This window comes from Streptomyces sp. DSM 116793, assembly GCF_057320905.1.
Genome location: NZ_CM170494.1, coordinates 1,355,805 through 1,382,420 on the forward strand (window position 1 = coordinate 1,355,805; position 26,616 = coordinate 1,382,420).

The following is a 26,616-nucleotide window of genomic DNA, read 5'->3' on the forward strand; positions in this document are numbered from 1 at the left end:
CATGACAGACGCACTCAAGCGCCTCTCCGACGAAGGCGTGGCGATCTGGCTGGACGACCTGTCGCGCCAGCGCATCACGTCCGGCAACCTCGCCGAGCTGATCGACCAGCAGCATGTCGTGGGCGTCACCACGAACCCGACGATCTTCCAGAAGGCCATCTCCTCCGGCGACGGCTACGAGCAGCAGCTCGCCGACCTCGCCGTCCGGCGGGTCACCGTCGAGGAGGCCGTCCGGATGATCACCACCGCGGACGTCCGGGACGCCGCCGACATCCTCCGGCCGGTCTTCGACGCGACCGGCGGGCAGGACGGCCGGGTCTCGATCGAGGTCGACCCCCGGCTCGCGCACAACACCCCGGCCACCATCGCCGAGGCCAAGCAGCTCGCCTGGCTGGTGGACCGGCCGAACACCTTCATCAAGATCCCGGCGACCGAGGAGGGCCTGCCGGCGATCACCGAGACCATCGGCCGCGGCATCAGCGTCAACGTCACGCTGATCTTCTCGCTGGACCGCTACCGCGCCGTGATGGACGCGTTCATGGCGGGCCTGGAGAAGGCCAAGGCCGCGGGCCTCGATCTGTCCAAGATCCGCTCCGTGGCGTCGTTCTTCGTGTCCCGGGTGGACACCGAGGTCGACAAGCGCCTGGAGAAGATCGGCACCGACGAGGCCAAGGCGCTGCGCGGCAAGGCAGCCGTCGCCAACGCCCGGCTGGCCTACCAGGCGTACGAGGAGGCCTTCGGCTCGGACCGCTGGGCCGCCCTGGAGCGGGCCGGCGCGCACCACCAGCGTCCGCTGTGGGCCTCCACCGGCGTGAAGAACCCGGACTACCCGGACACCCTGTACGTGGCGGGCCTGGTCGCGCCCGGCGTGGTGAACACCATGCCGGAGGCCACACTGAACGCGGTCGCGCACCACGGCGACGACATCACCGGCAACGCCGTCGCAGGCAGCTACGAGCAGGCCCGCGCCGACCTGGACGCCATCGAGCGGCTGGGCATCTCGTACGACGACGTGGTCCGGGTCCTGGAGGACGAGGGCGTCGAGAAGTTCGCGACGTCCTGGACCGACCTCCTCAAGTCGACGGAGGCGGAGCTGAACCGCCTCACCCCCGCGGAGGGCTGAGCACGGTGTCCAGTGCTACCGACACCCACGTCACCGGGGCGAATCCGCTCCGTGACCCCGCGGACCGGCGGCTCCCGCGCATCGCGGGGCCGTCCGGCCTGGTGATCTTCGGGGTCACCGGTGACCTGTCCCGCAAGAAGCTGATGCCGGCCGTGTACGACCTGGCCAACCGCGGCCTGCTGCCCCCGGGCTTCTCCCTGGTGGGCTTCGCGCGCCGCGAGTGGCAGCACGAGGACTTCGCCCAGGAGGTCCACGACGCGGTCAAGGAGCACGCCCGCACGCCGTTCCGTGAGGAGGTCTGGCAGCAGCTCATCCAGGGCATGCGCTTCGTCCAGGGCACCTTCGACGACGACGCGGCCTTCGAGCAGCTGCGCGACACCATCAAGGAACTCGACGAGGCCCAGGGCACCGGCGGCAACTTCGCGTTCTACCTCTCGGTGCCGCCGAAGTTCTTCCCCAACGTCGTGCAGCAGCTCAAGAAGCACGGCCTGGCGGACCAGGCGAACGGCTCGTGGCGGCGGGCCGTCATCGAGAAGCCGTTCGGGCACGACCTGGCCTCGGCGCGGGAGCTGAACGCCATCGTCCACGAGGTGTTCTCGCCCGACCAGGTGTTCCGCATCGACCACTACCTGGGCAAGGAGACCGTCCAGAACATCCTGGCGCTCCGCTTCGCGAACACCCTCTTCGAGCCGATCTGGAACCGCAGCTACGTCGACCATGTGCAGATCACCATGGCCGAGGACATCGGCATCGGTGGCCGCGCGGGCTACTACGACGGGATCGGCGCCGCCCGTGACGTCATCCAGAACCACCTGCTGCAGCTGCTCGCGCTGACCGCGATGGAGGAGCCCGCCTCCTTCGACGCGCAGGCGCTGGCCGCCGAGAAGACCAAGGTGCTGGGCGCCGTGCGGCTGCCGGGGGACCTCGGCAAGGACACGGTGCTCGCACAGTACGCGGCCGGCTGGCAGGGCGGCGAGAAGGTCATCGGCTACCTCCAGGAGGAGGGCATCGACCCGCACTCCAGGACCGACACCTACGCCGCGGTCAAGCTCCAGATCGACAACCGCCGCTGGGCGGGCGTGCCGTTCTACCTGCGCACCGGCAAGCGCCTGGGCCGCCGCGTCACCGAGATCGCCGTGGTCTTCCAGCGCGCCCCGCACTCCCCCTTCGACCACACCGCCACGGAGGAGCTGGGCCAGAACGCCCTGGTCATCCGGGTGCAGCCGGACGAGGGCGTGACGGTGCGGTTCGGCTCGAAGGTCCCCGGCACCTCGATGGAGGTCCGGGACGTGTCGATGGACTTCGCCTACGGAGAGTCGTTCACCGAGTCCAGCCCGGAGGCGTACGAGCGGCTCATCCTGGACGTCCTGCTGGGCGACGCCAACCTCTTCCCGCGCACCGAGGAGGTCGAGCTGTCCTGGCAGATCCTCGACCCGATCGAGGAGTACTGGGAGAAGAACGGCAGGCCGCCGCAGTATCCCGCGGGCACCTGGGGACCCGTCGAGGCGGACGAAATGCTCGAACGAGACGGACGGAGCTGGCGTCGGCCATGAACATCGACCTGACGAACACCACGGCCAGCGAGATCAACAAGGCCCTGGTGCAGGGCCGCCGCACCATCGGCAGTCCGGCTGTCGGCATGGTCCTCACCCTGGTCATCGTCACCGACGAGGAGAACGCCTACGACTCGCTGAAGGCGGCGAGCGAGGCGTCCCGTGAGCATCCGTCCCGCACACTCGTGGTGGTCAAGCGCGTCTCGCGCTCGCCCCGGGACCGTACGAACTCCCGCCTGGACGCCGAGGTCCGGGTGGGCGCGGACGCGGGCACCGGTGAGACGGTCGTGCTGCGGCTGTACGGCGAGGTGGTCAACCACGCCCAGTCGGTGGTGCTGCCGCTGCTGCTGCCGGACGCCCCCGTGGTCGTCTGGTGGCCGGTGAACGCGCCGCTCGACCCCGCCAAGGATCCGCTGGGCGCGCTGGCGCAGCGCAGGGTCACGGACACCTACGCCGCGGAGGCACCCCTGGAGGAGCTGGGTGCCAGGTCCGAGACGTACACGCCGGGCGACACGGACCTGTCGTGGACCCGCATCACGCCCTGGCGCTCGATGCTGGCCGCGGCCCTGGACCAGGTCACCTGCCGGGTCCACAGTGCCGAGGTGACGGGCGAGGAGTTCAACCCGAGCGTGGAGCTGCTGGCCATGTGGCTGGCGGACCGGCTCGACGTACCGGTGAAGCGTGCGCTGTCCCCCGGTCCGGGGCTGAGCGGTGTCCGGATGGAGACCACCAGCGGCCCGATCGTCCTGCACCGGCACGACGGCTCGCTGGCGACCCTGTCCATCCAGGGCCAGCCGGACCGGGCGGTGGCGCTGCAGCGGCGTGAGACGTCCGAGCTGATCGCGGAGGAGCTGCGCCGGCTCGATCCCGACGACACCTACGCCTCGGCGCTGCGGTACGGCGTGGACCGGCTCGGGGAGCCCGGCGAGAACTCCGACGGCAACCCCGGCGGGGGCGCCGGTCCGGCGGAGGCCGGCTCGGCGGGCTCCGACGGGTCGTCGGAGGCCGTCGCCCAGCCGGCGGAGCCGGCCAAGGGCCCGGCGAAGAAGTCGGCCAAGTCCCCGGCGAAGCGGGCGGCCGCCAAGTGAGCAGGGCACCTCAGCTCGTCGTCCACCGCGACAAGGAGCTGATGGCGCAGGCCGCGGCGGCCCGTCTGATCACCAGGATCGTGGACGCCCAGTCCGCCCGTGGCACGGCCTCGGTCGTGCTCACGGGCGGGCGCAACGGCAACGGCCTGCTGGCCGCGCTCGCCGCCGCGCCCGCCCGGGACGCGGTGGACTGGGCCCACCTCGACCTGTGGTGGGGCGACGAGCGGTTCCTGCCGGACGGCGATCCGGAGCGCAATGTCACCCAGGCCCGCGAGGCGCTGCTCGACTCGGTGCCGCTCGACCCGGCGCGGGTGCACCCGATGCCGGCGTCGGACGGGCCGCACGGTACGGACGCCGACGCGGCGGCCGCGGCCTACGCCGAGGAGCTGGCCGCCGCGGCGGGGCCCGAGGATCACGGGCCGGTGCCGGGCTTCGACGTGCTGATGCTGGGCGTGGGCCCCGACACGCATGTGGCGTCCCTGTTCCCGGAGCTGCCCGGGGTCCGGGAGACGGAGCGCACGGTGGTCGGCGTGCACGGCGCACCCAAGCCTCCGCCCACCCGGATCACCCTGACCCTCCCGGCGATCCGCGCGGCCCGTGAGGTCTGGCTGCTGGCGGCGGGCGAGGACAAGGCGCGGGCGGCGGAGATCGCCCTGTCCGGGGCGGGCGAGGTGCAGGCGCCCGCGGCGGGCGCGTACGGCAGGTCCCGCACGCTGTGGCTGCTGGACAGCGCGGCGGCGGCCCGTCTGCCGCGCGGGCTGTACCCCCCGGCTTCGCCCTGACGGTAGGGGGCGGCCCTTCGCCCCCGCCATTGCCCGGGCCCCGAAGGGCGCGGGCAATGGCGCGCCCAGCCACTACGGAACCCGCGGCGGACGGACACGCATCCCCCGGGGCCGGGGGTGGGCCGCACATGAGGAGGGGCGGTGCGCCGAGCGCACCGCCCCTCCGGCATGCTCGGCTCAGCCACCCACAGGGCCGCTGGTGCCCGTGTTGAAGTACGGCTTGCACACGGTGCCGTCATAGTCCGTGGCGATCTCCAGCACCCTGGTGCCGTCCGCGGAGGGCAGCAGCGCGGAACTGTAGTTGGGGCAGTAGTCGACGGTGGTCGAGCCGACCGCCACCGGCGCGGCCACCTCCTGCCAGGCGCCCGTGCCGCTCGCGCTGTTGGTCCAGATGGTGCGCCCGCTGCCGGCGGCCACCGTGCCGTCCCGGTTGTACATCACCTGGCCCACCAGCAGCAGTTTCCCCTGCGGGTTGCCCGCCTCGGGCGCCCACGCGACCGTCGGCGCGTGCTTGAAGTACGTGCCGTCCGCGGTCTCGGGCCGGATGCCGAGGTACGCGGGATCGCCCCAGTCCCAGCCGTCCGGTGAGGTCCGGTAGTGCACGACGCACTGGTACTGGCCCGCGGCCGAGCAGATCTCGTACGTCATGAAGTACCTGCCGTCCGGCAGCCTCCGCACCACGGCCATGCCGGGCCGGTCCGAGCCGAGGGCGCCGGCCACGGTGTCGTGGTGACCGGTCCAGGTCAGACCGTCCCTGGACCGGGCGGCCACGAGCTTCTGGCTGTGCACGCCGTCGGTCTCGTCGGAGTAGTGGCAGACCAGGTCGCCCCGGGCGTCGACGGAGAACTCCGGTTCCCACAGCCCCCGGTCGTTCGGTGCCGTGGCGACGGTGGACAGGTACGACCAACTGCGGCCGACGTCGGTGCTCTTGAAGACGCGGATGGACATCCTGCGGTCGGGTGTGTCCTGCCCGACGGACGCGGCCCACAGGAGTGTGCCGGCGGGCAGGCCGCCGACCCGCTGCGGGAGCTCGTACAAGGTGGCGCAGCACAGCCCCCTGCCGCCGGACGCCGCCGGATCGGCGACCGTCCCGACCTGACGGAACGTCCCGCCGTCGTCGGTGCTCTCGTACACGGCACCGAGGCCGTTGTTCCCGTCGAACGTCACGACGGACGCGAGGACACGCCCATCGGCGGCCCCGCTGTGCGCCAGCCGTACGGCCCTCGGGTACAGCCCGGTGCCATCCCGCAGGAGCGTGCCGGTCGCGGCGGAGGTGGTGGGCACGGCGGACGCGGGGGAGGCGGGGGAGGCGGCAGCTGCGCCGGACGCGGCGGGCACGCCGGACGCGGCGGGCACGCCGGACGCGGCGGGCACGCCGGACGCGGCGGGCACGCCGGACGCGGCGGGCACGCCGGACGCGGCGGGCACGCCGGACGCGGCGGGCACGCAGAGGCCGAGCAGGGCGAAGACGAGGAGGAGCAGCAGGACGGTGGGGGCCGAGGAACGCGGGCGGTGCGGGCGGCACGCAGGTGCTCTGCGGCGCCGGCAGAGGATCGTCATGGGGACTCCCGTCAGCGGGGTGGGAGGAGGAGCCGGGGCAGCGACAGCGTAGAAGCTGATTTACAACGATGTACATAGCTCGGCGGAGATGCGCTTCCCCGGCGGCCCGGACCGGCGGGTAGCCTGCGCGGGTGAGGCGCATGGAGCGGATCGCGGGAGCCGTTGTCGGTTCAGCGGTGGGTGACGCGCTGGGAGCACCTTTCGAGTTTGGTCCCCAAGGTGCCTTCTCTGCCCGATTTCCCCTGCCAGGGGCGGGTGGCGAGATGTGCGGAGGTGGTGGCTGGGAGCCGGGCGAGGCCACCGATGACACACAGATGGCCGTTGTCGTCGCGGAATCACTGCTGCAGCAGCGCGGACTGGACTTGCCGGATGTCTTCGCCCGCTTCCAGCGGTGGGCGGCATCCGGACCCAAGGACATCGGCTTGCAGACCGAAGACGTCCTGACCAATGGCATGCCATGGGACCGGGCCGCCGCCGCGCATTTCCAGGTCAACCAGCGAGCGGCCGGCAATGGCTCACTGATGAGGGCATCGACGTCTGCGGTCCACTTCGCACATGCCGGCCGATCGGCCACGATGGATGCCGCCCGGCGCCTCGCCGCCCTGACCCATGGCGACCGCGCCGCCTGGGAAGGCACCGCCATCTTCCATGAACTCATCCGTGTCCTCCTGGCGGACGCCGATCCCTTCGATGCGCTTCCGGGCATTCTGGCTCGTGTCCATCCCGACCACCGCCGGCGGTTCGCCACGGTCCTTGCCCCCGACTGGCACCCCGACCGGGCGACGGAGTTCAACGGCGCCGTCTGGCCTTGCCTGGGGTCGGCCGTCTGGGCCCTGCGCAGCACGGCCGGCTTCGAGGACGCGCTTCGCGCGGCGATCGACCTCGGCGGTGACACCGACACCGTCGCCGCGGTCACCGGTGGTCTCGCCGGTGCCCGTTACGGACTGGGGGCGATCCCCGTCCGCTGGACCGAGCCGCTGCACGTTCCGCTGCCGGGCTTTGACGGACGGGTGCTGCGGCTGGCCGATCTCGTCGATCTCGCCCGTCGACTCGCGGGGTGACCACGATCGACGCGGCCGGCGGCTGATCCGAGCCATCGATGAAGTCGCCGTCGGGGACCTCATCAGGCGTGTCCCGTGCGCCGGCCGTTCCGTGCCATGACGCGCCGCCCACGGTGCGATTCAAGACCCCGGCCGGAATGGCGGCGTTTTCAGGAGGAACCCTTGCGACCCCGCACGCCATGAAACTGCCGCGAGGAAGAACTCCCGAGCAAGGGCTGGGAGATCGTGGAATACGCGCATGACAGCGGTCCGAATGGCAGCAGTCCGATTGACAGCCGTCCGAACAAGAACCTCGATCTCCCCGCCGGCAACCACCGGAAGAAGTTCGGCGTCCCTGTCGTGTACCACGCCGAGGACAACTCACCCGACCTCCCGACCTGGGGTGACCGTGGCGCCCGATTGCCATCAGGTGCCCGATCGGGCAGTGCGTGGACCGGTGTTGAGGGGAGGACAGGCCCGGTCGGACTCGCGACACGGCAAAAGGGTTGTGCGGAGAAAAGAATTATTTCCAAGCCGCAGCATTCGCCACGAATATGCGGCAGAGCGACGGCCGTTTCCCCTGATCAGACGTGATACGTTTTCAACCGGCCACCGAAAAGACTGAACGCGTTGATAAACGGGGATGGAGAGAAACCTCATGTTCAGGAACCGCATAATCAGCAGGACCGCACTCACCGTCGGTATCACCGCCGCCGTCCTGCCGCTCGCCGTCGCCGCGCCCGCGCTGGCCGCCGGTGGCCACGCCCACCACGCCGCGGCCGGCGTGGCCACCGCGCACAGCGCCACCGCGACCGCGGGCGCCGTGCAGCGCGTCGACACCTTCTACAACGCCTACATCGACGCCGTTCGCGCCGACGACTACGCCACCGCCGACAAGCTGACCGCCGAGTACCTCTCCCCCACCGCGCAGGCGGACGTCAGGGGCTGGCAGGAGGCCAACCACGCGAACGGCATCCTGCACGCGCAGGACGTCCCGGACAGCGCCACGGCCGTCTATGACGAGACCGCCGCGGGCACCGTCTACCTCCACGTCGACCTGAAGTGGGGCAGCGACACCAGCACCGTCGCGGTGCGCTACAGCAACGTCGACCAGGTCATCACCGGCATCTCCGATCCGGTGAGCTGACCGGCCGGCGCCCGCGCGGCGCCTCTCACGTCACCGCGGCCCGGAGCGGCGAACCGCTCCGGGCCGCGGTGCGTCCGTGGTGCCGAGGCCCAGGGGCTCACCCTGCGCGCGGCGGCACGGGGACTGTGGCATCCGCCTCAGCGGCTCAGGGGCCCGCTCAGCGCCCGCGCAGCTCCCGGTACTTGCCCACCAGCGCCTTGGTGGACGCGTCCAGGCCCGGCACGTCGGCGCCCTCCGTGAGAGCGGGCTCCACCCGCTTGGCGAGGACCTTGCCCAGTTCCACGCCCCACTGGTCGAACGAGTCGATGTTCCAGACCGCCCCCTGGACGAACACCTTGTGCTCGTAGAGCGCGACGAGCTGCCCGAGGACCGAGGGCGTCAGCTCCTTGGCCAGGATGGTCGTGGTCGGGCGGTTCCCCTTGAACGTCTTGTGCGGCACCAGTTCCTCGGCGACGCCCTCGGCGCGCACCTCCTCCGGTGTCTTGCCGAAGGCCAGGGCCTGGGTCTGGGCGAAGAAGTTGGCCATCAGCAGGTCGTGCTGGGCGGCCAGCGTGGGTGACAGCTCGGGCACGGGCTGGGCGAAGCCGATGAAGTCGGCCGGGATCAGCTTGGTGCCCTGATGGATCAGCTGGTAATACGCGTGCTGGCCGTTGGTGCCGGGCGTGCCCCAGACGACGGGACCGGTCTGCCACTGCACCTCCTTCCCGTCCCGGTCCACGTGCTTGCCGTTGGACTCCATGTCCAGCTGCTGCAGGTACGCGGTGAACCTGGACAGGTAGTGGGAGTACGGCAGGACCGCATGGGACTGCGCACCGTGGAAGTTGCCGTACCAGATGCCCAGCAGGCCCAGCAGGAACGGGGCGTTGTGCTCGGGCGGCGCGGCGCGGAAGTGCCGGTCGACCAGGTGGAAGCCGTCCAGCATCTCCCGGAAGCGGTCGGGGCCGATCGCGATCATCAGGGAGAGGCCGATGGCCGAGTCGTACGAGTAGCGGCCGCCGACCCAGTCCCAGAACTCGAACATGTTCTCCGTGTCGATGCCGAACTCCGCGACCTTCCCGGCGTTGGTCGACAGCGCCACGAAGTGCTTGGCGACCGCCTCCTGGCCGGCGCCCAGCTCCGCCAGCAGCCACTTGCGGGCCGAGGTGGCGTTGGTGATCGTCTCGATGGTGGTGAAGGTCTTCGAGGCGATGATGAACAGCGTCTCGGCGGCGTCCAGGTCCCGCACCGCCTCGTGGAGGTCCGCACCGTCGACGTTGGAGACGAAGCGGACCCTCAGGTCACGGTCGGTGAAGGTCTGCAGCGCCTCGTAGGCCATGGCGGGGCCGAGGTCGGAGCCGCCGATGCCGATGTTGACGACGTTCTTGATGCGCTTTCCGGTCTGGCCGGTCCACGCGCCCGAGCGGACCCGGTCGGCGAAGGACGTCATCTTGTCGAGCACGGCGTGCACCTTGGGGACGACGTTCTCCCCGTCCACCTCGATCACCGTGTCGCTCGGCGCGCGCAGCGCGAGGTGCAGCACGGCGCGGTCCTCGGTGGTGTTGATCCTGTCCCCACGGAACATCGCGTCGCGCAGACCGGCCACGTCGGTGGCGGCGGCCAGGTCGCGCAGCAGCCGCAGGGTCTCGTCGGTCACAAGGTGCTTGGAGTAGTCGATGTGCAGATCGCCGACCTGGAGGGTGTACCTGGTGGCGCGGTCCGGGTCCGCGTCGAACAGCTCGCGCAGCCCCACCTCCCCGAGCTCCTCCCGGTGCTTGCCCAGAGCCGTCCACTCGGGCATCTGGTTCAGCCTGGCTCGGCTATCAGCGTTCATGTCGGACTTCAGCCTTCTCTCGTACCAGCCGTACGTACCCTTGCCCCGCCCGTCCGAGACCCCTGTCCCCCGACCGTCTCTCGGCCAAAACACTATAGGTGTCGCAGGTCGCGCAATCGGTGCGCGGCATGGCACAGAGGTCGCGGGCGCACGGGCGGGGGGCTGGCCCGCGCGGGAACACCGGCTCCGGGTCTCTCCGGGGGTATGGCGCGGAAATTGGTCTAGTCCTAGTGTGGTGCGGACCATTGACGCGGTCTCAGGCCGCGGGCTACTCCCTTGTTCGTCCCTGCCTGTCACGACGGAGTCGATGGCCTCCGTCACCTCACACCTAGGACGGTCATGAGACGTGTTCGATCGCTCAGAGCCCTGTTCACGGCGGCGGCCCTCGCCGTGGCCGGTGCGGGCCTGACCGCGCTGAGCGCCGGCCCCGCCCAGGCTGCCACGCCGCTCCCCTCCCATGTCTTCGCCCCGTACTTCGAGGCGTGGACGGGCGACAGCCCCGCCGAGCTCAGCGCGGCGTCCGGCGCCAAGCACCTGACGATGGCGTTCATCCAGACGCCGTCCGCCGGCTCCTGCACCCCGTACTGGAGCGGTGACACGAGTTCGCCGATCTCCTCGGCCACCTTCGGCGACGACATCAAGACCATCCAGGCCCGGGGCGGCGATGTCATTCCCTCGTTCGGCGGGTACACCGCGGACACCACGGGCACCGAGATAGCCGACAGCTGCACCGACGTCGGCAAGATCGCCGCTGCTTACGAGAAGGTCATCACCACCTACGACATCTCCCGCCTCGACATGGACATCGAGGTCGACTCGCTGGACAACACCGCCGGGATCGACCGGCGGAACAAGGCGATCAAGCAGGTCGAGGACTGGGCCGCGGCCAACGGCCGGCCGCTCCAGATCTCCTACACCCTGCCGACGACGACCACCGGGCTCGCCTCCAACAGCCTTGCGGTGCTGCGCAACGCCGTGCAGAACGGTGCGCGTGTCGACGTCGCGAACATCATGACGTTCGACTATTACGACGGCGCCGACCCACACAACATGGCGAACGACACCCAGACGGCGGCCCAGGGTCTGCACGACCAGCTCGCGACTCTCTACCCGGGCAAGTCGTCCGCCCAACTGTGGGCCATGATCGGCGTCACGGAGATGCCCGGCGTCGACGACTACGGCCCGGCCGAGACCTTCACCCTGGCCAACGCCACCCAGGTCTACAACTGGGCTGTCTCCAAGGGCATCAACACGCTCTCCTTCTGGGCGCTGCAGCGCGACAACGGAGGCTGCCCGGGCGGCGGCGCGGGGGACGGCTGCTCCGGGATCGAGCAGGGGACCTGGGCCTTCTCGCACATCTTCGAGCCGTTCACCGGCGGGACCACGGCACCACCGAGCAATGACTTCTCCCTGAGCCTCTCCCCCGCATCCGGTTCGGTGACCGCGGGCAACTCGGCCACCACCAAGGTGAGCACCGCGGCGACGGCCGGATCGGCGCAGACGGTGGCACTCTCTGTCAGCGGCGCGCCCACCGGCGTCACCCCCTCCCTCAGCCCGGCCTCGGTGTCGGCCGGCGGCTCCGCCACCCTCACCCTCCGCACGTCCGCCACCGCCGCTTCGGGCACGTACACCGTCACGGTCACCGGAGCCGGCGACAAGGCCCGTCACACGGCGACGTACACCCTGACGGTCACCGGTGGCAGCGGCTCCCAGTGCACCGCGGATCCCTGGGACGCCGATGCGGTCTACACCGGCGGCGCGCAGGTCTCGCACGACGGTCATCTCTGGCAGGCCAAGTGGTGGACGACCGGCGAGGAGCCCGGCACCACCGGCGAGTGGGGCGTCTGGCAGGACCTCGGCACCTGCTGAGCCGGACGGCTCCCCCTTTCACTCAGTCACGCGTGCGCGACGGCCCGGTGAGACCGCGCAACGGCACGGTCAGTCATCCGCAACGACCCGGTCGGTCCGTCGTTCGCAACGGCTCGGACAGTCCGTCGTCCCCGACGGCACGGTGACTCGGCGCCCGGTGGGGTGCCCCGGCGGTGCCCCGCCGTGCGGTGTCGGGTACCCCACCGGTGCACGGCGCCGGTACACGACCGTGGGTGCACACCACCGGTGCACGACCGTGGGTACACACCACCGGTGCATGGCGCCGGTACGTTCATCGGCACATCCGGCCGCGTACCGGCCCGGTCACGTGGTGGACCGGGCCGGTACGCCCGGGCGCACCGCGGTCCAGAGGGCGGCCACCGCCACCGCGAACAGCGCCGCGGCGAGGAGCGCCGGGGTGTTCAGGCCCCAGGCGGTGGCGACGGCGCCGCCCAGCAGCGCGCCGAGCGGGGCCCCGGAGACGGCGACCGTGCGGAACGCGGAGCTGATGCGACCGAGCATCTGCGCGGGACTGCGCTGCTGCATCAGCGTCGCCTGGTTCACGTTCCACACCATGCCCATCAGGCCGAAGACGGCCAGACCCCCGATCAGCACGGCGATGCTGCGCAGTGTGCCGATGGCGGCCAGCGCAGCCGTCTGGACGAGTCCCGCGGCGCAGACGCTCCGTGTGCGCCCCAGGCGGATGGCGAGCCGGGAGGCGAGCGCTCCGCCCAGCAGGGCGCCGACCGTGTAGGCCGTCATCGCGGCGACGTACTGGGTGTTGTCCGCCCCCAGCCAGCCGGTGGCGAGCAGCACCAGGGTGGCGATGACGGCGCCCATGCCTATGTTGCACAGGGCCGTCGCCAGGCAGAGGCCGCGCAGGGGGCGGTCCTGCCGAAGGGCGCGCAGGCCCTCCGCGATGTCGGCCCGCAGGGTGCGGCCGGCCGGGCGCGGGGCACGCTCGGGCGGCCTGGTGCGCAGGGACGCGACGAGTGCGGCGGCCACGAAGAAGGTCATGGCGTCGGCCATATACGGTACGGCGACACCGAGGGCGAGCAGCAGCGGTACCAGGGGCAGGGCCAGCAGGCCGCCCGCGATCTGCTGGCCGGACATCAGGCGGCCGTTCGCGGGGCCCAGTGCCTCTCGGGAGACGACGGTGGGCAGCAGGGCCGTGGCGGCGTTGTCGAAGAGCGTCTGGAGGGTGGTGAGCGCGAAGGCCAGCGCGATCAGCAGCGCCACCCCTGCATGGCCCAGCGCCACCGCGGCGGCGAAGGCCGCCATCATCAGCCCCCGGAGCACGTCCACCGACCACATCGCGCGGCGCTGGTCGACCCGGTCGGCGAGCGCCCCGCCGAGCAGGCCGAAGACGATCCACGGCAGATAGCCGCAGGCCGTCACGGCCGCGACGAGCAGGGGCCGGTGCGTGAGCGAGGCCGCGAGCAGCGGCAGCGTGGAGGTGCGCAGCGCGTCCCCGAACCTGGAGAGCACCGCCGCGGCCCACAGCCGCCCGAACCCCCCGCGCCAGGCGGGCGCCACCACCTCCGCGGACGTCTCGGCAGCCGCCATGACTCCCCCTCCCCCTGCCGGCGCCCGGGCCCCGTGCCCGAGTCGCACCACTGGGATGAACCGTAGGAGCCACCACTGACAATCGGCCGGGGAGCACAGGAGCCAAGACGACCACGCGCCTCCGCCGAGCACCACGCGCCCTGGCCGAGCACCACGCGCCCCCTCACACCGGTCCACGCGAGCCGAATGCTCGAACAACCACGCGTGCGCACAGCCACACGCCCGGCACACGGCACACGGCACACGGCACACGGCACACGGCACACGGCACACGGCACACGGCACACGGCACACGGCACACGGCACACGGCACACGGCACACGGCACACGGCACACGGCAAGAGGGACGCCCGGCGCCCCGGAAACGCAAGAGGTCCGTCGGGGCGTCGTGCCCCAACGGACCTCAAGTACTAGATCTCGCCCCGGAGTTTGGCGAGCGCCTCCGCGAGGATGGCCTCCCCGTCGGCGTCGCTGCGCCGCTCCCGCACATAGGCGAGGTGCGTCTTGTACGGCTCGGTGCGGGGCGGGTCCGGCGGATTGTCGCGGTCCTGCCCGGCCGGAAAGCCGCAGCGTGGACAGTCCCATGTGTCGGGGACCTGCGCGTCGCTGGCGAAACTCGGCTGGGTCTCGTGCCCGTTGGAGCACCAGAAGGAGACGCGCAGCCGCGGCGCGGACTCGCCGCGCTCGGCCTCGCCCATCGGCCCCGCCCCGACCCGGCTTCCACGGATCGCGTTGCCACTTGCCACGGTCGTAACTCCCTGCGTAATGGTGCCGCGGAGCGAGTCGACGGTCCGCTCCACTGCGGGCCCTTAAGTCTACGTAAGGCCCAACGCGCGTCCAGTGAGAGGAGTTACCCAGTCCGGGACGCAAGCCTCATGATAGGCCGCCCCTGGCGACGCGTACCTGACATAAGACACGGCCACGATACGTGCGCCGCGGCCGAGTCGGATGTCGGGACCACGTCAGGGGGCCCGGCTACATCAGGATGCCCAGGACCACGATGCACGCGGTCCACAGCAGGCCGATCACCACGGTGATGCGGTCGAGGTTGCGCTCGGCGACCGATGAGCCACCGACGGACGACTGCATGCCGCCACCGAACATGTCGGAGAGGCCGCCGCCCTTCCCCTTGTGCATCAGCACCAGCAGCATCAGCAGCAGGCTGAAGATGATCAGGGCGATCGAGAACCCCAGAACCACGGCTGGACCAACTTCCTCGGTTACGGATGGACGACACGGGGGGCCGGGCCAGGCAGCGCCGCTGACGCGCCCTGCCTGCTCGGCCCCCGCAAGGGTACGACGGATCGGTGTCCGCGCATACTCACCGCCGGCGGCCGCCAGCGGTGGCGCCGGTCACGGACGGATACTACTGGTCACGGAACCGGACGATCTTGACGAACTCCTCCGCGTCCAGCGACGCACCGCCGACCAGGGCACCGTCCACATCGGTCTGGGCCATGATCGCGGCGATGTTCCCCGACTTCACGGAGCCGCCGTACTGGATGCGGATCTTATCGGCCACGTCCTGTGAGTAGAGCTCGGCCAGCCGGCCCCGGATGGCGCCGCAGACCTCCTGGGCGTCCTCGGGGGTGGCCACCTCGCCGGTGCCGATCGCCCAGACCGGCTCGTAGGCGATCACCAGGGACTCCGCCTGCTCCGTGGGGACGTCCTTGAGGCCGATGTCGAGCTGGTTCAGCGTGAAGGGGACCTGCTGGCCGGCCTTGCGGACGTCCAGGGCCTCGCCGATGCACAGGATCGGGGTGAGGCCGTGCCGGAAGGCGGCCTTCACCTTGGCGTTGCAGGTGTCGTCGGACTCTGCGTGGTACTGGCGGCGCTCGGAGTGACCGACGGTCACGTAGGTGCACTTCAGCTTGGCCAGCATCGCACCGGAGATCTCGCCGGTGTAGGCGCCGGAGTCGTGCGCGCAGAGGTCCTGGGCACCGTACTTGATCTTGAGTTTGTCGCCGTCGACCAGCGTCTGCACCGATCGGAGGTCGGTGAAGGGCGGCAGGACGGCGACCTCCACGGCCTCGTAGTCCTTGTCGGCCAGGGCGAAGGCGAGCTTCTGGACGTGGGCGATGGCCTCCAGGTGGTTGAGGTTCATCTTCCAGTTGCCCACCACGAGGGGCGTGCGGGTCGTGTTGTTCGTCATGTGGGGTGTCAGTTCTCCAGTGCGGCGAGGCCGGGCAGCGTCTTGCCCTCAAGGTATTCGAGGGACGCGCCGCCACCGGTCGAAATATGGCCGAATGCGTTCTCGTCGAATCCCAGGATGCGGACGGCCGCGGCGGAGTCTCCGCCGCCGACCACCGTGAAGGCCGGGGACTCGACGAGGGCCTGGGCGACCGCCTTGGTGCCCTCGGCGAAGTCGGGGTGCTCGAAGACGCCCATGGGACCGTTCCAGAAGACGGTCGCGGCGTCGGCGAGCTTCGAGGCGTAGAGCTTGCCGGTCTCCGGGCCGATGTCCAGCCCCATCCGGTCGGAGGGGATGGCGTCGGCGGCGAAGGTGCCCGGGTTGGCCGGGGCCTTCGTCTTCAGGTCGGGGAACTCGCCCGCCGCCAGCACGTCGATCGGCAGCAGGAACTCCACGCCCCGCTCCTCGGCGCGCCGCAGGTACTCCTGGACGGCCGGGATCTGGTCCTCCTGGAGCAGCGAGGAGCCGATCTCGTACCCCTTGGCCTTCAGGAAGGTGTACGCCATGCCGCCGCCGATGAGGATGCGGTCGGCCTTCTCCAGGAGGTGGTCGATGACGCCGAGCTTGTCGGAGACCTTGGCACCGCCCAGGACGACCGCGTACGGGCGCTTGACGTCCTCGGTGAGCCGCTTCAGGACGCCCACCTCGGTGGCGATGAGGTAGCCCGCGTAGTGCGGCAGGCGGGCCGGCAGGTCGAGGACGGAGGCGTGACCCCGGTGCACGGCGCCGAAGCCGTCGCCCACGTAGACGTCGGCGAGGGCCGCGAGCCGGTCGGCGAACTCGCCGCGCTCGGTGTCGTCCTTGCTGGTCTCTCCGGGGTTGAAGCGGAGGTTCTCGATCACGGCGACCTGGCCGGGCTGCAGCCCGTCCACGGCGTCGTGGGCGGCGGGGCCGATGGTGTCCTGGGCGAACGCCACCGGCGCGCCCAGCAGTTCCCCGAGCCGCTCGGCGGCGGGCAGCAGCGAGAACGCCGGGTCGGGGGCTCCCTTGGGACGGCCCAGGTGGGAGGCGACGACCACCTTTCCGCCGGCGTCGGCGAGCGCCTTGACGGTGGGCAGGACGGCCCTGATGCGGCCGTCGTCGGTGATGGTGCCGTCGGCGAGCGGGACGTTGAGGTCGGCGCGGACGAAGACCCGCTTGCCGTCGATCCCCTCGCCGAGAAGTTCGTCGATCGTCTTCATGAGTGGACTCCTAGGAAGGCTCTGGGCTGGCGCTGCGCATCCGATGGCATATGCGGCAGGGACCCCGCACATGGGACAGGGCCCGGGCGGCGCTGTACCGGCGCGCGCCCGGACCCTGTCCTACACGTCGAGGTGCCTGCCGTACCGGATACGGGTCAGAGCTGGCCGCCGACGAAGACCGTGAGGTCGACGAGGCGGTTGGAGTAGCCCCACTCGTTGTCGTACCAGCCGATGACCTTGGCCTGGGTGCCCTCGGCCATGGTGAGCAGCGAGTCGAAGGTGCAGGAGGCCGGGGAGGAGACGATGTCCGAGGAGACGATCGGGTCGGCCGTGTACTCCAGCAGACCCTTCAGCTCGCCCTCGGCCGCCTTCTGGTAAGCGGCATTGATCTCGTCCTTGGTGACCTCGCGCTCCAGGGTGACGACCAGGTCGGTGACCGAGCCGGTCGGCACCGGGACGCGCATGGCCAGGCCGTCCAGCTTGCCCTTGAGCTGCGGGAGCACCAGGGCGGTGGCCTTCGCGGCGCCGGTGGTGGTCGGGATGATGTTCTCCGCGGCGGCGCGGGCGCGGCGCAGGTCCTTGTGCGGGAAGTCCAGGATGCGCTGGTCGTTCGTGTACGCGTGCACCGTCGTCATCAGGCCCTTGACAATGCCGAAGTTCTCGTCGAGGACCTTGGCCAGCGGCGCCACGCAGTTGGTGGTGCAGGAGGCGTTGGAGATGACGTGGTGCTTCGCCGGGTCGTACTGGTCCTGGTTGACACCCATGACGATGGTGATGTCCTCGTCCTTGGCCGGGGCCGAGATGAGGACCTTCTTGGCGCCGCCCGCGAGGTGCTTGGCGGCGTCGTCACGCTTGGTGAAGATGCCGGTGGACTCGATGACGAGGTCGACGCCCAGGTCGCGCCAGGGGATGTCGGCGGGGTTCCGCTCGGACAGCACCTTGATCGTCTTGCCGTCCACCGTGATGGTGTCGGCGGTGTTCGACACATCAGCCTTGAGGCGGCCGAGGATGGTGTCGTACTTCAGCAGGTGAGCGGTGGTCGCGGTGTCACCCAGGTCGTTGACAGCCACGATCTCGATGTCTGCACCCTGCTCCAGCAGCGCGCGGAAGTAGTTACGACCGATGCGGCCAAAGCCGTTGATGCCTACGCGGATCGTCACGAACCGATCTCCTCGTTGGTACGCCGGTTTCGACGCCGGCGAGTTGTATGGGATGTCCCCGACCGCATACGACCCTACCTCTCCGGGGGCCACGGAGTGACATCGAACAGGCCCCTGATCCGGGCGTCGCATGCATTACCCGCCAGTAGGGCGGAGGCTCCGGCGCACGGTGTGCGCGCCGGTCACACGGGGGGCGGAAACGCGGCGCGCGCGGCTCCGGTCGGAGCCCGGGCCCCCTTCGCGGCGGGGGCCCGGCAGGGGCTCGCCCTCCCGTCAGGGGCTCGCCTCGGCAGGGGCTCGCTCTCGACAGGGGACCGCCTCGGCAGAGGCTCGCCTCGACAGGGGACCGCCTCGGCAGAGGCTCGCCTCGACAGGGGACCGCCTCGGCAGGGGGCCGGCTCCAGTGGATCTTCAGCCGCCCGTGGCGCCGGTGCCGACGCAACAGGACGGCACGGCAGGACGGTCCACGTGTTCGTGGCGGCCTTGACCACCTCAGTGACCGGGTGCCCTGCCACGGGTCCTTGCGGCTGGTCGCGCAGTGCCACGCGCCCCTGCGGGGCGCAACGCCCGCGGCTCGGGCGCACGTCTGTGGGGCTTCGAGCGAACGAGCCGGTGCGGCACGGCAGGCAGGCGCACCCGTCGGCGCCCGCGATCCGCTCAGCCCGCCAGGTTCTCCGCCATCTCCTCGGTGAGGCTGGACTCCGTGCCGGGGATGCCGAGGTCCTGGGCGCGCTTGTCGGCCATGGCGAGCAGGCGGCGGATGCGGCCCGCGACGGCGTCCTTGGTCAGCGGCGGGTCGGCGAGGGCGCCCAGCTCCTCCAGGGAGGCCTGCTTGTGCTCCATGCGCAGGCGCCCCGCGGCCGCCAGGTGCTCCGGGACCTCGTCGCCGAGGATCTCCAGGGCGCGCTGCACCCGGGCGCCGGCGGCGACGGCGGCGCGGGCCGAGCGGCGGAGGTTGGCGTCGTCGAAGTTGGCGAGGCGGTTGGCGGTGGCCCGCACCTCGCGGCGCATCCGGCGCTCCTCCCAGGCCAGCACCGACTCATGGGCGCCGAGCCGGGTGAGCAGCGCGCCGATGGCGTCGCCGTCGCGGACGACGACGCGGTCCACGCCGCGCACCTCCCGGGCCTTGGCCGCGATCTGCAGCCGCCGGGCCGCGCCGACCAGCGCGAGGGCCGCCTCGGGCCCGGGGCAGGTCACCTCCAGGGAGGAGGAGCGGCCCGGCTCGGTGAGCGAGCCGTGGGCGAGGAACGCGCCGCGCCAGGCGGCCTCGGCGTCGCAGGTGGCCCCCGAGACCACCTGCGGTGGCAGGCCGCGGATCGGGCGGCCGCGGCCGTCGACCAGGCCGGTCTGCCGGGCCAGCTGGTCACCGCCCGCTACCACCCGTACGACGTAGCGCGAGCCGCGGCGCAGGCCGCCGGGGGCCATCACGATCAGCTCCGAGCTGTGCCCGAAGATCTCCAGGATGTCCCTCTTGAGCCGGCGCGCCGCCATCGCGGTGTCCAGCTCGGCCTCGATCACGATCCGCCCGCTCACCAGGTGCAGCCCGCCGGCGAACCGCAGGATCGACGAGACCTCCGCCTTTCTGCAGCAGGTCCGGGTGACGGGGAGCCGGGAGATCTCGTCCTTCACCGCTGCCGTCATCGCCATGGGCCGATCCTTCCATGCATCCGAAAAATACGGTCGTACGCGGCGGCCAACAGCTCAGGATCATGCCTGGGGCTGCCGTCGGGCCGGGCCACGGGCGCCAGCTCGACCGCGGCACCGAACCCGCGCGCCGCCTCGATGAGGGAGCCGCAGTCGGGCACGGCGGCCTCGTCGGCCAGCACCACGTCCAGGGCGAGTTTAGGGGCGTGTCGTCCCAAAACCTCCAAATGACGCTGCGGGGAGAAGCCCTCTGTTTCTCCCGGCTGAGGGGCGAGGTTGAGAGAGAGGACACGGCGGGCCTTCGTCTTGGCCAGTGCCTCCAGCAGTTCGGGCACCAGGAGGTGCGGGATCACGGAGGTGAACCAGGAGCCGGGGCCCAGGACCACCCAGTCGGCGTCCAGGACGGCCGCCACGGCCTCCGGGACGGCGGGCGGGTCGTGCGGCTCCAGGTGGACGGTCTGCACCTCGCCGGGGGTGAGGGCGACGGTGGCCTGGCCGCGTACCGTGCCGACCTCGTCGGGTCGGTCCGGGTCGTGGCCGCGCACCAGGGCGCGCAGCTCCAGCGGGACGGCGGACATCGGCAGCACCCGGCCGTGCGCGCCGAGCAGCTTGCCGACCAGGTCCAGGGCCTGCACATGGTCGCCGAGCTGCTCCCAGAGGGCGACGATGAGGAGATTGCCGACCGCGTGGCCGTGCATCTCGCCGCGGGACTGGAAGCGGTGCTGGATGACCCTGGCCCAGGTCTGGCCCCAGTCGTCGTCGCCGCAGAGTGCGGCGAGCGCCTTGCGCAGGTCTCCCGGCGGCAGCACGCCCAGCTCGTCGCGGAGCCGCCCGCTGGAGCCGCCGTCGTCGGCGACGGTGACGACGGCGGTGAGGTCGCCGGTGATCCGGCGCAGCGCGGCCAGCGACGCGGACAGTCCCATGCCGCCGCCGAGCGCGACGACCTTGGGCTGGGCCCCGCGCCGCCCGCGGAGACCGCGGCCGATCCGCACGCCCGCCCGGCCGTTCTCGCCCTGTGCCGGCAGCATGCTCTGGCGGAGCCGGCCCGGCCGAGGTGAGCGTTTGGTCATTCGCGGCCCATGTCCCGGTGGACGACGACGGTCTCCACTCCCTCGGCGGCAAGGCGGGCGGCGAGCCGCTCCGACATGGCGACGGAGCGGTGCTTGCCCCCTGTGCAGCCCACCGCGACCGTCACATAGCGCTTGCCCTCGCGGCGGTAGCCGGCGGCGATCAGCTGGAGCAGCTCCGCGTAGCGGTCGAGGAACTCCTTGGCGCCGGGCTGGTTGAAGACATAGGCGGCGACCTCCTCGTTGAGCCCCGTGTAGGGGCGCAGCTCGGGGACCCAGTGGGGGTTGGGCAGGAAGCGCATGTCGGCCACCAGGTCGGCGTCGACGGGCAGGCCGTACTTGAAGCCGAACGACATCACGGTGGCCCGCAGCTCCGGCTCCTCGTCGCCGGCGAACTGGGCGTCCATCTTGGCGCGCAGCTCGTGGACGTTGAGGCTGGAGGTGTCGATGACCAGGTCGGCGTCGCCGCGCAGCTCGCGCAGCAGCTCCCGCTCGGCCGCGATGCCGTCGGTGATCCGGCCGTCGCCCTGGAGGGGGTGCGGGCGGCGCACCGACTCGAAGCGGCGCACCAGGGCGTCGTCGGAGGACTCCAGGAAGACGATGCGCCGGGTGACGTGCCGGGCCTCCAGGTCGGCCAGGGACTCGCGGAGGTTGTCGAAGAAGCGGCGGCCGCGGACGTCGACGACGACCGCGATCCTGGCGACATTGCCCTGGGAGCGGGCTCCCAGCTCCACCATGGTGGGGATCAGCGCGGGCGGCAGATTGTCGACGACGAACCAGCCGAGGTCCTCGAGGCACTTGGCCGCGGTGGACCGGCCGGCGCCGGACATCCCGGAGATGATCACCAGCTCGGGGATGGCCGCGTCGCCGGGCGTCTCGGCGGCCGGGACCGCGGTGAGCTGGGTGCCGTGCTCGTGCTGGGCGGTGCGGGAGCCGCGCTCGTCGCGGCCGTCGCGGGTGTGGGGGTCCTCGTCGGGGCCGGGGTTCTCGGGTGTGTCGTGGTCTTCCGGGCGGGCGGGCCGCGGGCCGCCGTGCTTCCGGTGTTCTTCGTGATCGCTCATGTCTCTTGCCCCCGTCGGTCGTCCGTGGTGCCCGTCGAGACGGGCTCGTCGTCTTCAATGATCTCTCCGGTCGCCGTGTTCACGGCGGGGGCGGCGGGAGCCGCCTGTGCGAAGGCCGCGACGATCGTCTCGGCGGTCTTGCGGCCTACGCCCGGAACCTCACAGATCTGGTCGATTGTCGCGGACCGCAGCCGCTTCACGGAGCCGAAATGCTTGATCAGGGCTTGTTTGCGCGTCTCGCCGAGGCCGGGCACGTCGTCGAGCGGGCCTGCCCGGAAGCGCTTGGCACGCTTGGTGCGCTGGTAGGCGATCGCGAAGCGGTGCGCCTCGTCGCGCACGCGCTGCAGGAGGTAGAGCCCCTCGCTGCTGCGCGGCAGTACCACGGGATCCTCCTCGCCGGGCACCCACACCTCTTCGAGCCGCTTGGCGAGGCCGCAGACGGCGACGTCGTCGATGCCCAGCTCGTCCAGCGCGCGCTGCGCGGCCGCCACCTGCGGCTTGCCGCCGTCGACGACGACGAGCTGCGGGGGGTAGGCGAACCGCTTGGGGCGGCCGTCCTCGCCGGTGGGGGCTCCCGAGCCGCCCGCAGGGGTCCCTGCGGCCCCGTTCGCCCCGGCCGGGCCGCTCACCGCGGGGTCGGGTGCGAGGGACTCGGCGGGGCTCTCGCTCGCGCCCTCGCCGGCCCACTCCCCCGTGCGCTCCTTCTCCGCGAGGTAGCGCTTGAAGCGGCGGGTGATCACCTCGTGCATGGAGCGGACGTCGTCCTGGCCGGCGAAGCCCTTGATCTGGAAGCGGCGGTACTCGCTCTTGCGGGCGAGGCCGTCCTCGAAGACCACCATGGACGCCACGACGTCGTCGCCCTGCAGGTGGGAGATGTCGTAGCACTCGACGCGCAGCGGGGCGCTGTCCAGGTCCAGGGCGGCGGCGATCTCCTCCAGGGCGCGCGAGCGGGTGGTGAGGTCGGAGGCGCGCTTGGTCTTGTGCAGGACGAGGGCCTGCTGGGCGTTGCGCTGGACGGTCTCCATCAGGGCACGCTTGTCGCCCCGCTGCGGCACCCGCAGCGACACCTGCGAGCCGCGTCGGCCGGCGAGCCACTCCTGGACCGGCTCAGCGGGCTCGGGCAGGGCGGGGACCAGCACCTCCTTGGGCACCGCGTCACCGCTCTCCTCGGCGTAGAGCTGCTGGACGGCGGACTCGACGAGGTCGCCCGTGGTGACCTCCTCGACCTTGTCGGTGACCCAGCCTCGCTGGCCGCGCACCCGGCCGCCGCGGACGTGGAAGATCTGCACGGCCGCCTCCAGCTCGTCCTCGGCGAGGGCGATCAGGTCGGCGTCGGTGGCGTCGGCGAGGACGACGGCGTTCTTCTCCATCGCCTTGCGGAGCGCTTCTATGTCGTCGCGCAGCCGGGCCGCCCGCTCGTACTCCATCGCCTCGGACGCCTCGGCCATCTGCCGCTCCAGGCGGCGCAGATAGGTGCCGGTGCGGCCGGCCATGAAGTCGCAGAACTCCTCGGCGAGTTCCCGGTGGCCCTCCGGGGTGATGCGCTCCACGCAGGGCGCCGAGCACTTGTCGATGTAGCCGAGCAGGCAGGGGCGGCCGGTGCGGGCGGCGTTCTTGAAGACGCCGGTGGAGCACGTGCGCACCGGGAAGACGCGCAGCAGGAGGTCGACCGTGTCCCGGATGGCCCAGGCGTGGCTGTACGGGCCGAAGTAGCGCACGCCCTTGCGCTTGCGGCCGCGCATCACCTGCACGCGCGGGAACTGCTCGTTCAGCGTGACCGCGAGGTACGGATAGCTCTTGTCGTCGCGGTACTTGACGTTGAACCTGGGGTCGAACTCCTTGATCCAGGAGTACTCCAGCTGCAGGGCCTCGACCTCGGTGCCGACGACGGTCCACTCCACGGAGGCGGCCGTGGTGACCATGGTGCGGGTGCGTGGGTGGAGGCCCGCCAGGTCCTGGAAGTAACTCGACAGGCGCTGGCGCAGGCTCTTCGCCTTGCCGACGTAGATCACACGGCGATGCTCGTCGCGAAACCTGTAGACCCCCGGGGAGTCGGGGATCTGTCCCGGCTTGGGTCGGTAGCTGGAGGGGTCTGCCATGTCTCACACCCTAACGGCGGGCACCGACAACGTGTCGCCGCTCAGGCCCCTGACGCGCCCGCTCGGGCAACGGAGCGCGGCGGACGACCGGCGACGGAGCTGTTTTGGGACGCGGTGGCCAGGTTTTCGGGCGTTGTCGCGTCCAGGTCAACAACTTTCGGATGCGGGGGGACCGGGGCCGTGGCACGGTGTGCGGACACACACGGCCGTACGGGCCCCGACCGGCTCTCTCCCTCCCGGTCGCCGTGCCGTCTCCCCGGCCTGTACCCCACCTTCAGCAGACCTGCCCGGCTCCGGCCGGACGGCGTCCACCAGCACAGAGAGGCCCCCTGCATGCGGCACGGCACACACTCGGCGGACACCGCCGCGGCGGAGCTGGCGGCGGCCCTGAGCTCCGGCCCGTTCCATGTGGCCCTGCGCGCGGCGATCGGTGCCCGGGGCCTGTCGCTCCAGCGCGTGCAGCACCATCTGGCGCGGCGTGGCGTCAACGTCGGCATGACGAGCCTGAGTTACTGGCAGCAGGGCGCCCGGCGCCCGCAGCGCGACGAGTCCATGCGGGCGGTCCGCGCCCTGGAGGAGATCCTCCGGCTCCCCCGCGAGTCGCTGATCCGCCTGCTGGCCCTTCCCGCGCCCGAGGCCGGCGCGCGGGAGTCCACGGGGGCCTCGTACCGCGGCCGGCCGGCGGCCTCCGGGGCGCTGGAGCGGATGCTGTCCGAGCTGGGCGCACCGGAGGACGGGGAACTGCAGACGCTGTGCCACCACGAACGGGTCCGCATCGGCGCCCGGCGCGAACTGCGCTGCTGCGACTCCCAGCTCGTGGTGCGCGCGGCGGGGCGGGGCGGCGACCGGTACATGGCGGTGCACCACGGCGATCCGGGGTGCGACCCTGAGCGGATGTCGGTGCGTGCCCTGGAGAACTGCCGCATCGGGCGGGTGGCGTGGAGCCGCGAGACGGGCGACGTGGTCGCCGAGTTGCTCTTCGACACGCTGCTGCGCCCCGGCGACACCCATGTGTTCCGCTACGCGTTCCAGGACGGCACCGCGGGCCCCTCGCACGAGTACGTCCGCGGCTTCGGGCTCTCGGCCGGCCCGTACGTGCTCCAGGTGCGCTTCGCCGAGGGGACGCTGCCGGTGCGCTGCCACCGCTTCACCCAGCGGTCCGCCGCCGCGGCACGCAGCGGCCGACGGGACCTCCCGCTGAGCGGCGCCCACCGATGCGTCCACCTGGTGGAGCCGCAGGCAGGGCCCGGGCTGCTGGGGATCGGCTGGGACTGGGAGTAGGCCGGCGGGCAGGAGACGGCTCCCTGGAGCGCGTCGGAAAGAGCCCTCCCAGGGAGTGCGTCTGAAAGCGGCCTCATATAGAGGGCGCATAGGAGACGTAAGCGATTACGTAAGCGTTTACGCGGGCGCCGCCCATGCGGTACGTTCGGCGGGCCGAGGGGGTGACTGCGATGGCGACGATGGTCGATGTGGCCCGGCGGGCGGGCGTCTCCGTGGCGACCGTGTCGCATGTGCTGAACCGCACCAGGCCGGTGCGCCCCGACACCCGCAGGGCGGTCCTGGAGGCCATCGAGGAGCTGGGGTACACCCACAACACCCTGGCCCGCTCCCTGGTCACCGCGCGGACCAGGTCCATCGGGCTGGCGGTCTCCGCGATCAGCAACCCGTACTTCACGGAGATCCTGCAGGGCGTGGAGTCCAGCGCCCTGGAGCACGGCTACGGACTGCTCGTCGCCGATCCGCACGACGATCCCGTGCATGAGCGCACGGTCGTACGACTACTCCACGAGCGCCGGGTCGACGGCCTGATCGTGGCGCCCTCCGCACGGCCGTCCGCGCTGCTGGAGTACCTGGCGCGGCACCGGGTGCCGACCGTGTTCCTCGACCGGCTCGTCACCGGCGCCGGCGAGGGCGCCGACTGGCGCTTCGACCAGGTGTGCGCGGACGGTGCGGAGCCCATGGCACGGCTCACCGGCCACCTCGCGGACCTGGGGCACCGCAGGATCGGGCTGGTCGCGGGACTGACGGGGCTGAGCACCAGCGCCGAGCGGCTCGCCGGATACCGGGCCGGCCTCGAACGAGCCGGGCTGGCCCTCGACCCCGGACTGGTCGCCGGCGGACACTCCGAGGCGGCCAGCGCCGAGCGTGCTACGCACGCACTCCTGTCCGGGGAGGCTCCGCCCAGCGCACTCGTCACCGCGAACAACGCCATGACCATCGGTGCGCTGCGCGCCCTGCGGGCCCGCCGGCTGGGTGTCCCGGACGACATCGCCCTGGCCTGCTTCGACGACTTCTCCTGGGCCGACCTCTTCGAACCGCGGCTGACCGCGGTGCGCCAGCCCAGCACGGAGCTGGGCGCCCGCGCGGTACGGCTCCTGCTGGACCGGCTGGCGGCGCCGGAGCGGCCGGGGCGCACCGTGCGGCTGCCGTGCGCCATCGTGCACCGCACGTCCTGCGGCTGCCCGGAGGGGAGTGCGCAGGCCCTCCAGGCCGCGACGGGGGCCGTTGGCGGGCCCGGCACGCAAGGGGGCCCGCAGGCCGATGCCATCCGGTCCGGGCTGCCACCCAGGGGCCCTTCTGATCCCGGGGGTCCTTCTGATCCCGGGGGTCCTTCTGATCCCGGGGGTCCTTCTGATCCCGGGGGTCCTTCTGATCCCGGGGGCCGTTCGCAACCC

20 protein-coding genes and 1 pseudogene are annotated in these 26,616 nt (G+C 71.6%); 9 read left to right on the forward strand and 12 right to left on the reverse strand.

Annotation, left to right across the window (positions count from 1 at the left end; all coding sequences use genetic code 11):
- Window position 1 precedes the first annotated feature (1 nt).
- From tal to pgl, 4 genes are read left to right on the forward strand one after another with little or no spacing between them, the layout of a single operon-like run.
- A complete protein-coding gene (gene tal, locus ACSMXW_RS05765) occupies window positions 2–1,123 on the forward strand; it encodes a transaldolase (protein WP_485804380.1) in 1,122 nt (373 codons plus the stop codon).
- A 5-nt stretch (window positions 1,124–1,128) separates the two neighbouring features.
- Window positions 1,129–2,676, forward strand: a complete 1,548-nt coding sequence (gene zwf, locus ACSMXW_RS05770; RefSeq protein ID WP_485804381.1) for a glucose-6-phosphate dehydrogenase — start codon at window positions 1,129–1,131, stop codon at window positions 2,674–2,676.
- Window positions 2,673–3,764, forward strand: coding sequence for a glucose-6-phosphate dehydrogenase assembly protein OpcA (opcA, locus tag ACSMXW_RS05775; protein WP_485804382.1), 1,092 nt, complete (start codon window positions 2,673–2,675; stop codon window positions 3,762–3,764). The genes zwf and opcA overlap by 4 nt, the downstream gene beginning before the upstream one ends.
- The gene (gene pgl / locus ACSMXW_RS05780; RefSeq protein WP_485804383.1) at window positions 3,761–4,546 is read left to right on the forward strand and encodes a 6-phosphogluconolactonase; all 786 of its coding nucleotides are present in this window, start codon (window positions 3,761–3,763) and stop codon (window positions 4,544–4,546) included. Before opcA ends, pgl begins: the two co-directional genes overlap by 4 nt.
- 177 nt (window positions 4,547–4,723) lie before the next feature.
- On the opposite strand, the gene ACSMXW_RS05785 is transcribed toward pgl, so the two are convergent.
- A complete protein-coding gene (locus tag ACSMXW_RS05785; protein ID WP_485804384.1) occupies window positions 4,724–6,106 on the reverse strand; it encodes an exo-alpha-sialidase in 1,383 nt (460 codons plus the stop codon).
- Window positions 6,107–6,246: 140 nt separating this feature from the next.
- Here ACSMXW_RS05785 and ACSMXW_RS05790 point away from each other — a divergent pair, with 140 nt between their 5' ends.
- Complete coding sequence (locus tag ACSMXW_RS05790; protein WP_485804385.1) at window positions 6,247–7,167, forward strand: ADP-ribosylglycohydrolase family protein; 921 nt, start codon at window positions 6,247–6,249, stop codon at window positions 7,165–7,167.
- Window positions 7,168–7,804: 637 nt separating this feature from the next.
- Window positions 7,805–8,293 carry a hypothetical protein gene (locus ACSMXW_RS05795; RefSeq protein WP_485804386.1) on the forward strand — a complete coding sequence of 163 codons (489 nt, stop codon included), beginning with the start codon at window positions 7,805–7,807 and terminating at the stop codon, window positions 8,291–8,293.
- Between the two features lie 157 nt (window positions 8,294–8,450).
- On the opposite strand, the gene pgi is transcribed toward ACSMXW_RS05795, so the two are convergent.
- Entirely contained in the window at window positions 8,451–10,103 is a 1,653-nt protein-coding gene (pgi, locus tag ACSMXW_RS05800) for a glucose-6-phosphate isomerase (protein ID WP_485804387.1), read from the reverse strand.
- A 339-nt stretch (window positions 10,104–10,442) separates the two neighbouring features.
- Between pgi and ACSMXW_RS05805 the strand changes: the two genes are divergently transcribed.
- The gene (locus ACSMXW_RS05805; protein ID WP_485804388.1) at window positions 10,443–11,972 is read left to right on the forward strand and encodes a glycosyl hydrolase family 18 protein; all 1,530 of its coding nucleotides are present in this window, start codon (window positions 10,443–10,445) and stop codon (window positions 11,970–11,972) included.
- Between the two features lie 324 nt (window positions 11,973–12,296).
- Here the strand turns inward: ACSMXW_RS05805 and ACSMXW_RS05810 are convergent, their stop codons facing one another.
- The 10 genes from ACSMXW_RS05810 to uvrC form a co-directional block, all read right to left on the reverse strand.
- A complete protein-coding gene (locus ACSMXW_RS05810) occupies window positions 12,297–13,538 on the reverse strand; it encodes an MFS transporter (protein ID WP_485804389.1) in 1,242 nt (413 codons plus the stop codon).
- Window positions 13,539–13,948: 410 nt separating this feature from the next.
- Window positions 13,949–14,284, reverse strand: coding sequence for an RNA polymerase-binding protein RbpA (locus tag ACSMXW_RS05815; RefSeq protein ID WP_078066843.1), 336 nt, complete (start codon window positions 14,282–14,284; stop codon window positions 13,949–13,951).
- Between the two features lie 229 nt (window positions 14,285–14,513).
- The gene (gene secG / locus ACSMXW_RS05820; protein WP_189929985.1) at window positions 14,514–14,738 is read right to left on the reverse strand and encodes a preprotein translocase subunit SecG; all 225 of its coding nucleotides are present in this window, start codon (window positions 14,736–14,738) and stop codon (window positions 14,514–14,516) included.
- Window positions 14,739–14,904: 166 nt separating this feature from the next.
- Window positions 14,905–15,690, reverse strand: coding sequence for a triose-phosphate isomerase (gene tpiA / locus ACSMXW_RS05825; protein ID WP_485804390.1), 786 nt, complete (start codon window positions 15,688–15,690; stop codon window positions 14,905–14,907).
- Between the two features lie 8 nt (window positions 15,691–15,698).
- Complete coding sequence (locus ACSMXW_RS05830; protein WP_485804391.1) at window positions 15,699–16,910, reverse strand: phosphoglycerate kinase; 1,212 nt, start codon at window positions 16,908–16,910, stop codon at window positions 15,699–15,701.
- Between the two features lie 155 nt (window positions 16,911–17,065).
- Window positions 17,066–18,070, reverse strand: coding sequence for a type I glyceraldehyde-3-phosphate dehydrogenase (gene gap / locus ACSMXW_RS05835; RefSeq protein ID WP_485804392.1), 1,005 nt, complete (start codon window positions 18,068–18,070; stop codon window positions 17,066–17,068).
- A gap of 657 nt (window positions 18,071–18,727) precedes the next feature.
- Window positions 18,728–19,717, reverse strand: coding sequence for a DNA-binding protein WhiA (gene whiA / locus ACSMXW_RS05840; RefSeq protein ID WP_485804393.1), 990 nt, complete (start codon window positions 19,715–19,717; stop codon window positions 18,728–18,730).
- The gene (locus tag ACSMXW_RS05845) at window positions 19,708–20,784 is read right to left on the reverse strand and encodes a gluconeogenesis factor YvcK family protein (RefSeq protein WP_485804394.1); all 1,077 of its coding nucleotides are present in this window, start codon (window positions 20,782–20,784) and stop codon (window positions 19,708–19,710) included. The genes whiA and ACSMXW_RS05845 overlap by 10 nt, the downstream gene beginning before the upstream one ends.
- Window positions 20,781–21,842 (reverse strand): RNase adapter RapZ, encoded by a 1,062-nt coding sequence (gene rapZ / locus ACSMXW_RS05850; RefSeq protein WP_485804395.1) that lies wholly within the window; start codon window positions 21,840–21,842, stop codon window positions 20,781–20,783. The genes ACSMXW_RS05845 and rapZ overlap by 4 nt, the downstream gene beginning before the upstream one ends.
- Window positions 21,839–23,941 carry an excinuclease ABC subunit UvrC gene (uvrC, locus tag ACSMXW_RS05855; protein WP_485804396.1) on the reverse strand — a complete coding sequence of 701 codons (2,103 nt, stop codon included), beginning with the start codon at window positions 23,939–23,941 and terminating at the stop codon, window positions 21,839–21,841. Before uvrC ends, rapZ begins: the two co-directional genes overlap by 4 nt.
- Before the next feature lie 333 nt (window positions 23,942–24,274).
- Between uvrC and ACSMXW_RS05860 the strand changes: the two genes are divergently transcribed.
- Both ACSMXW_RS05860 and ACSMXW_RS05865 read left to right on the forward strand, forming a co-directional pair.
- Window positions 24,275–25,222, forward strand: a complete 948-nt coding sequence (locus ACSMXW_RS05860) for a hypothetical protein (RefSeq protein WP_485804397.1) — start codon at window positions 24,275–24,277, stop codon at window positions 25,220–25,222.
- 170 nt (window positions 25,223–25,392) lie between these two features.
- Window positions 25,393–26,409, forward strand: a pseudogene (locus tag ACSMXW_RS05865) (LacI family DNA-binding transcriptional regulator); the annotation flags it as partial.
- Between the last annotated feature and the right edge of the window lie 207 nt (window positions 26,410–26,616).

Excerpts from the sequence above, each read along its gene's own strand:
- tal (WP_485804380.1), top strand. The coding sequence starts at position 2 with ATGACAGACGCACTCAAGCGCCTCTCCGACGAAGGCGTGGCGATCTGG.
- opcA (WP_485804382.1), top strand. The coding sequence starts at position 2,673 with ATGAACATCGACCTGACGAACACCACGGCCAGCGAGATCAACAAGGCC.
- ACSMXW_RS05785 (WP_485804384.1), bottom strand. The coding sequence starts at position 6,106 with ATGACGATCCTCTGCCGGCGCCGCAGAGCACCTGCGTGCCGCCCGCAC.
- ACSMXW_RS05790 (WP_485804385.1), top strand. The coding sequence starts at position 6,247 with ATGGAGCGGATCGCGGGAGCCGTTGTCGGTTCAGCGGTGGGTGACGCG.
- ACSMXW_RS05795 (WP_485804386.1), top strand. The coding sequence starts at position 7,805 with ATGTTCAGGAACCGCATAATCAGCAGGACCGCACTCACCGTCGGTATC.
- pgi (WP_485804387.1), bottom strand. The coding sequence starts at position 10,103 with ATGAACGCTGATAGCCGAGCCAGGCTGAACCAGATGCCCGAGTGGACG.
- ACSMXW_RS05805 (WP_485804388.1), top strand. The coding sequence starts at position 10,443 with ATGAGACGTGTTCGATCGCTCAGAGCCCTGTTCACGGCGGCGGCCCTC.
- ACSMXW_RS05810 (WP_485804389.1), bottom strand. The coding sequence starts at position 13,538 with ATGGCGGCTGCCGAGACGTCCGCGGAGGTGGTGGCGCCCGCCTGGCGC.
- tpiA (WP_485804390.1), bottom strand. The coding sequence starts at position 15,690 with ATGACGAACAACACGACCCGCACGCCCCTCGTGGTGGGCAACTGGAAG.
- ACSMXW_RS05830 (WP_485804391.1), bottom strand. The coding sequence starts at position 16,910 with ATGAAGACGATCGACGAACTTCTCGGCGAGGGGATCGACGGCAAGCGG.
- whiA (WP_485804393.1), bottom strand. The coding sequence starts at position 19,717 with ATGGCGATGACGGCAGCGGTGAAGGACGAGATCTCCCGGCTCCCCGTC.
- ACSMXW_RS05845 (WP_485804394.1), bottom strand. The coding sequence starts at position 20,784 with ATGACCAAACGCTCACCTCGGCCGGGCCGGCTCCGCCAGAGCATGCTG.
- rapZ (WP_485804395.1), bottom strand. The coding sequence starts at position 21,842 with ATGAGCGATCACGAAGAACACCGGAAGCACGGCGGCCCGCGGCCCGCC.
- uvrC (WP_485804396.1), bottom strand. The coding sequence starts at position 23,941 with ATGGCAGACCCCTCCAGCTACCGACCCAAGCCGGGACAGATCCCCGAC.
- ACSMXW_RS05860 (WP_485804397.1), top strand. The coding sequence starts at position 24,275 with ATGCGGCACGGCACACACTCGGCGGACACCGCCGCGGCGGAGCTGGCG.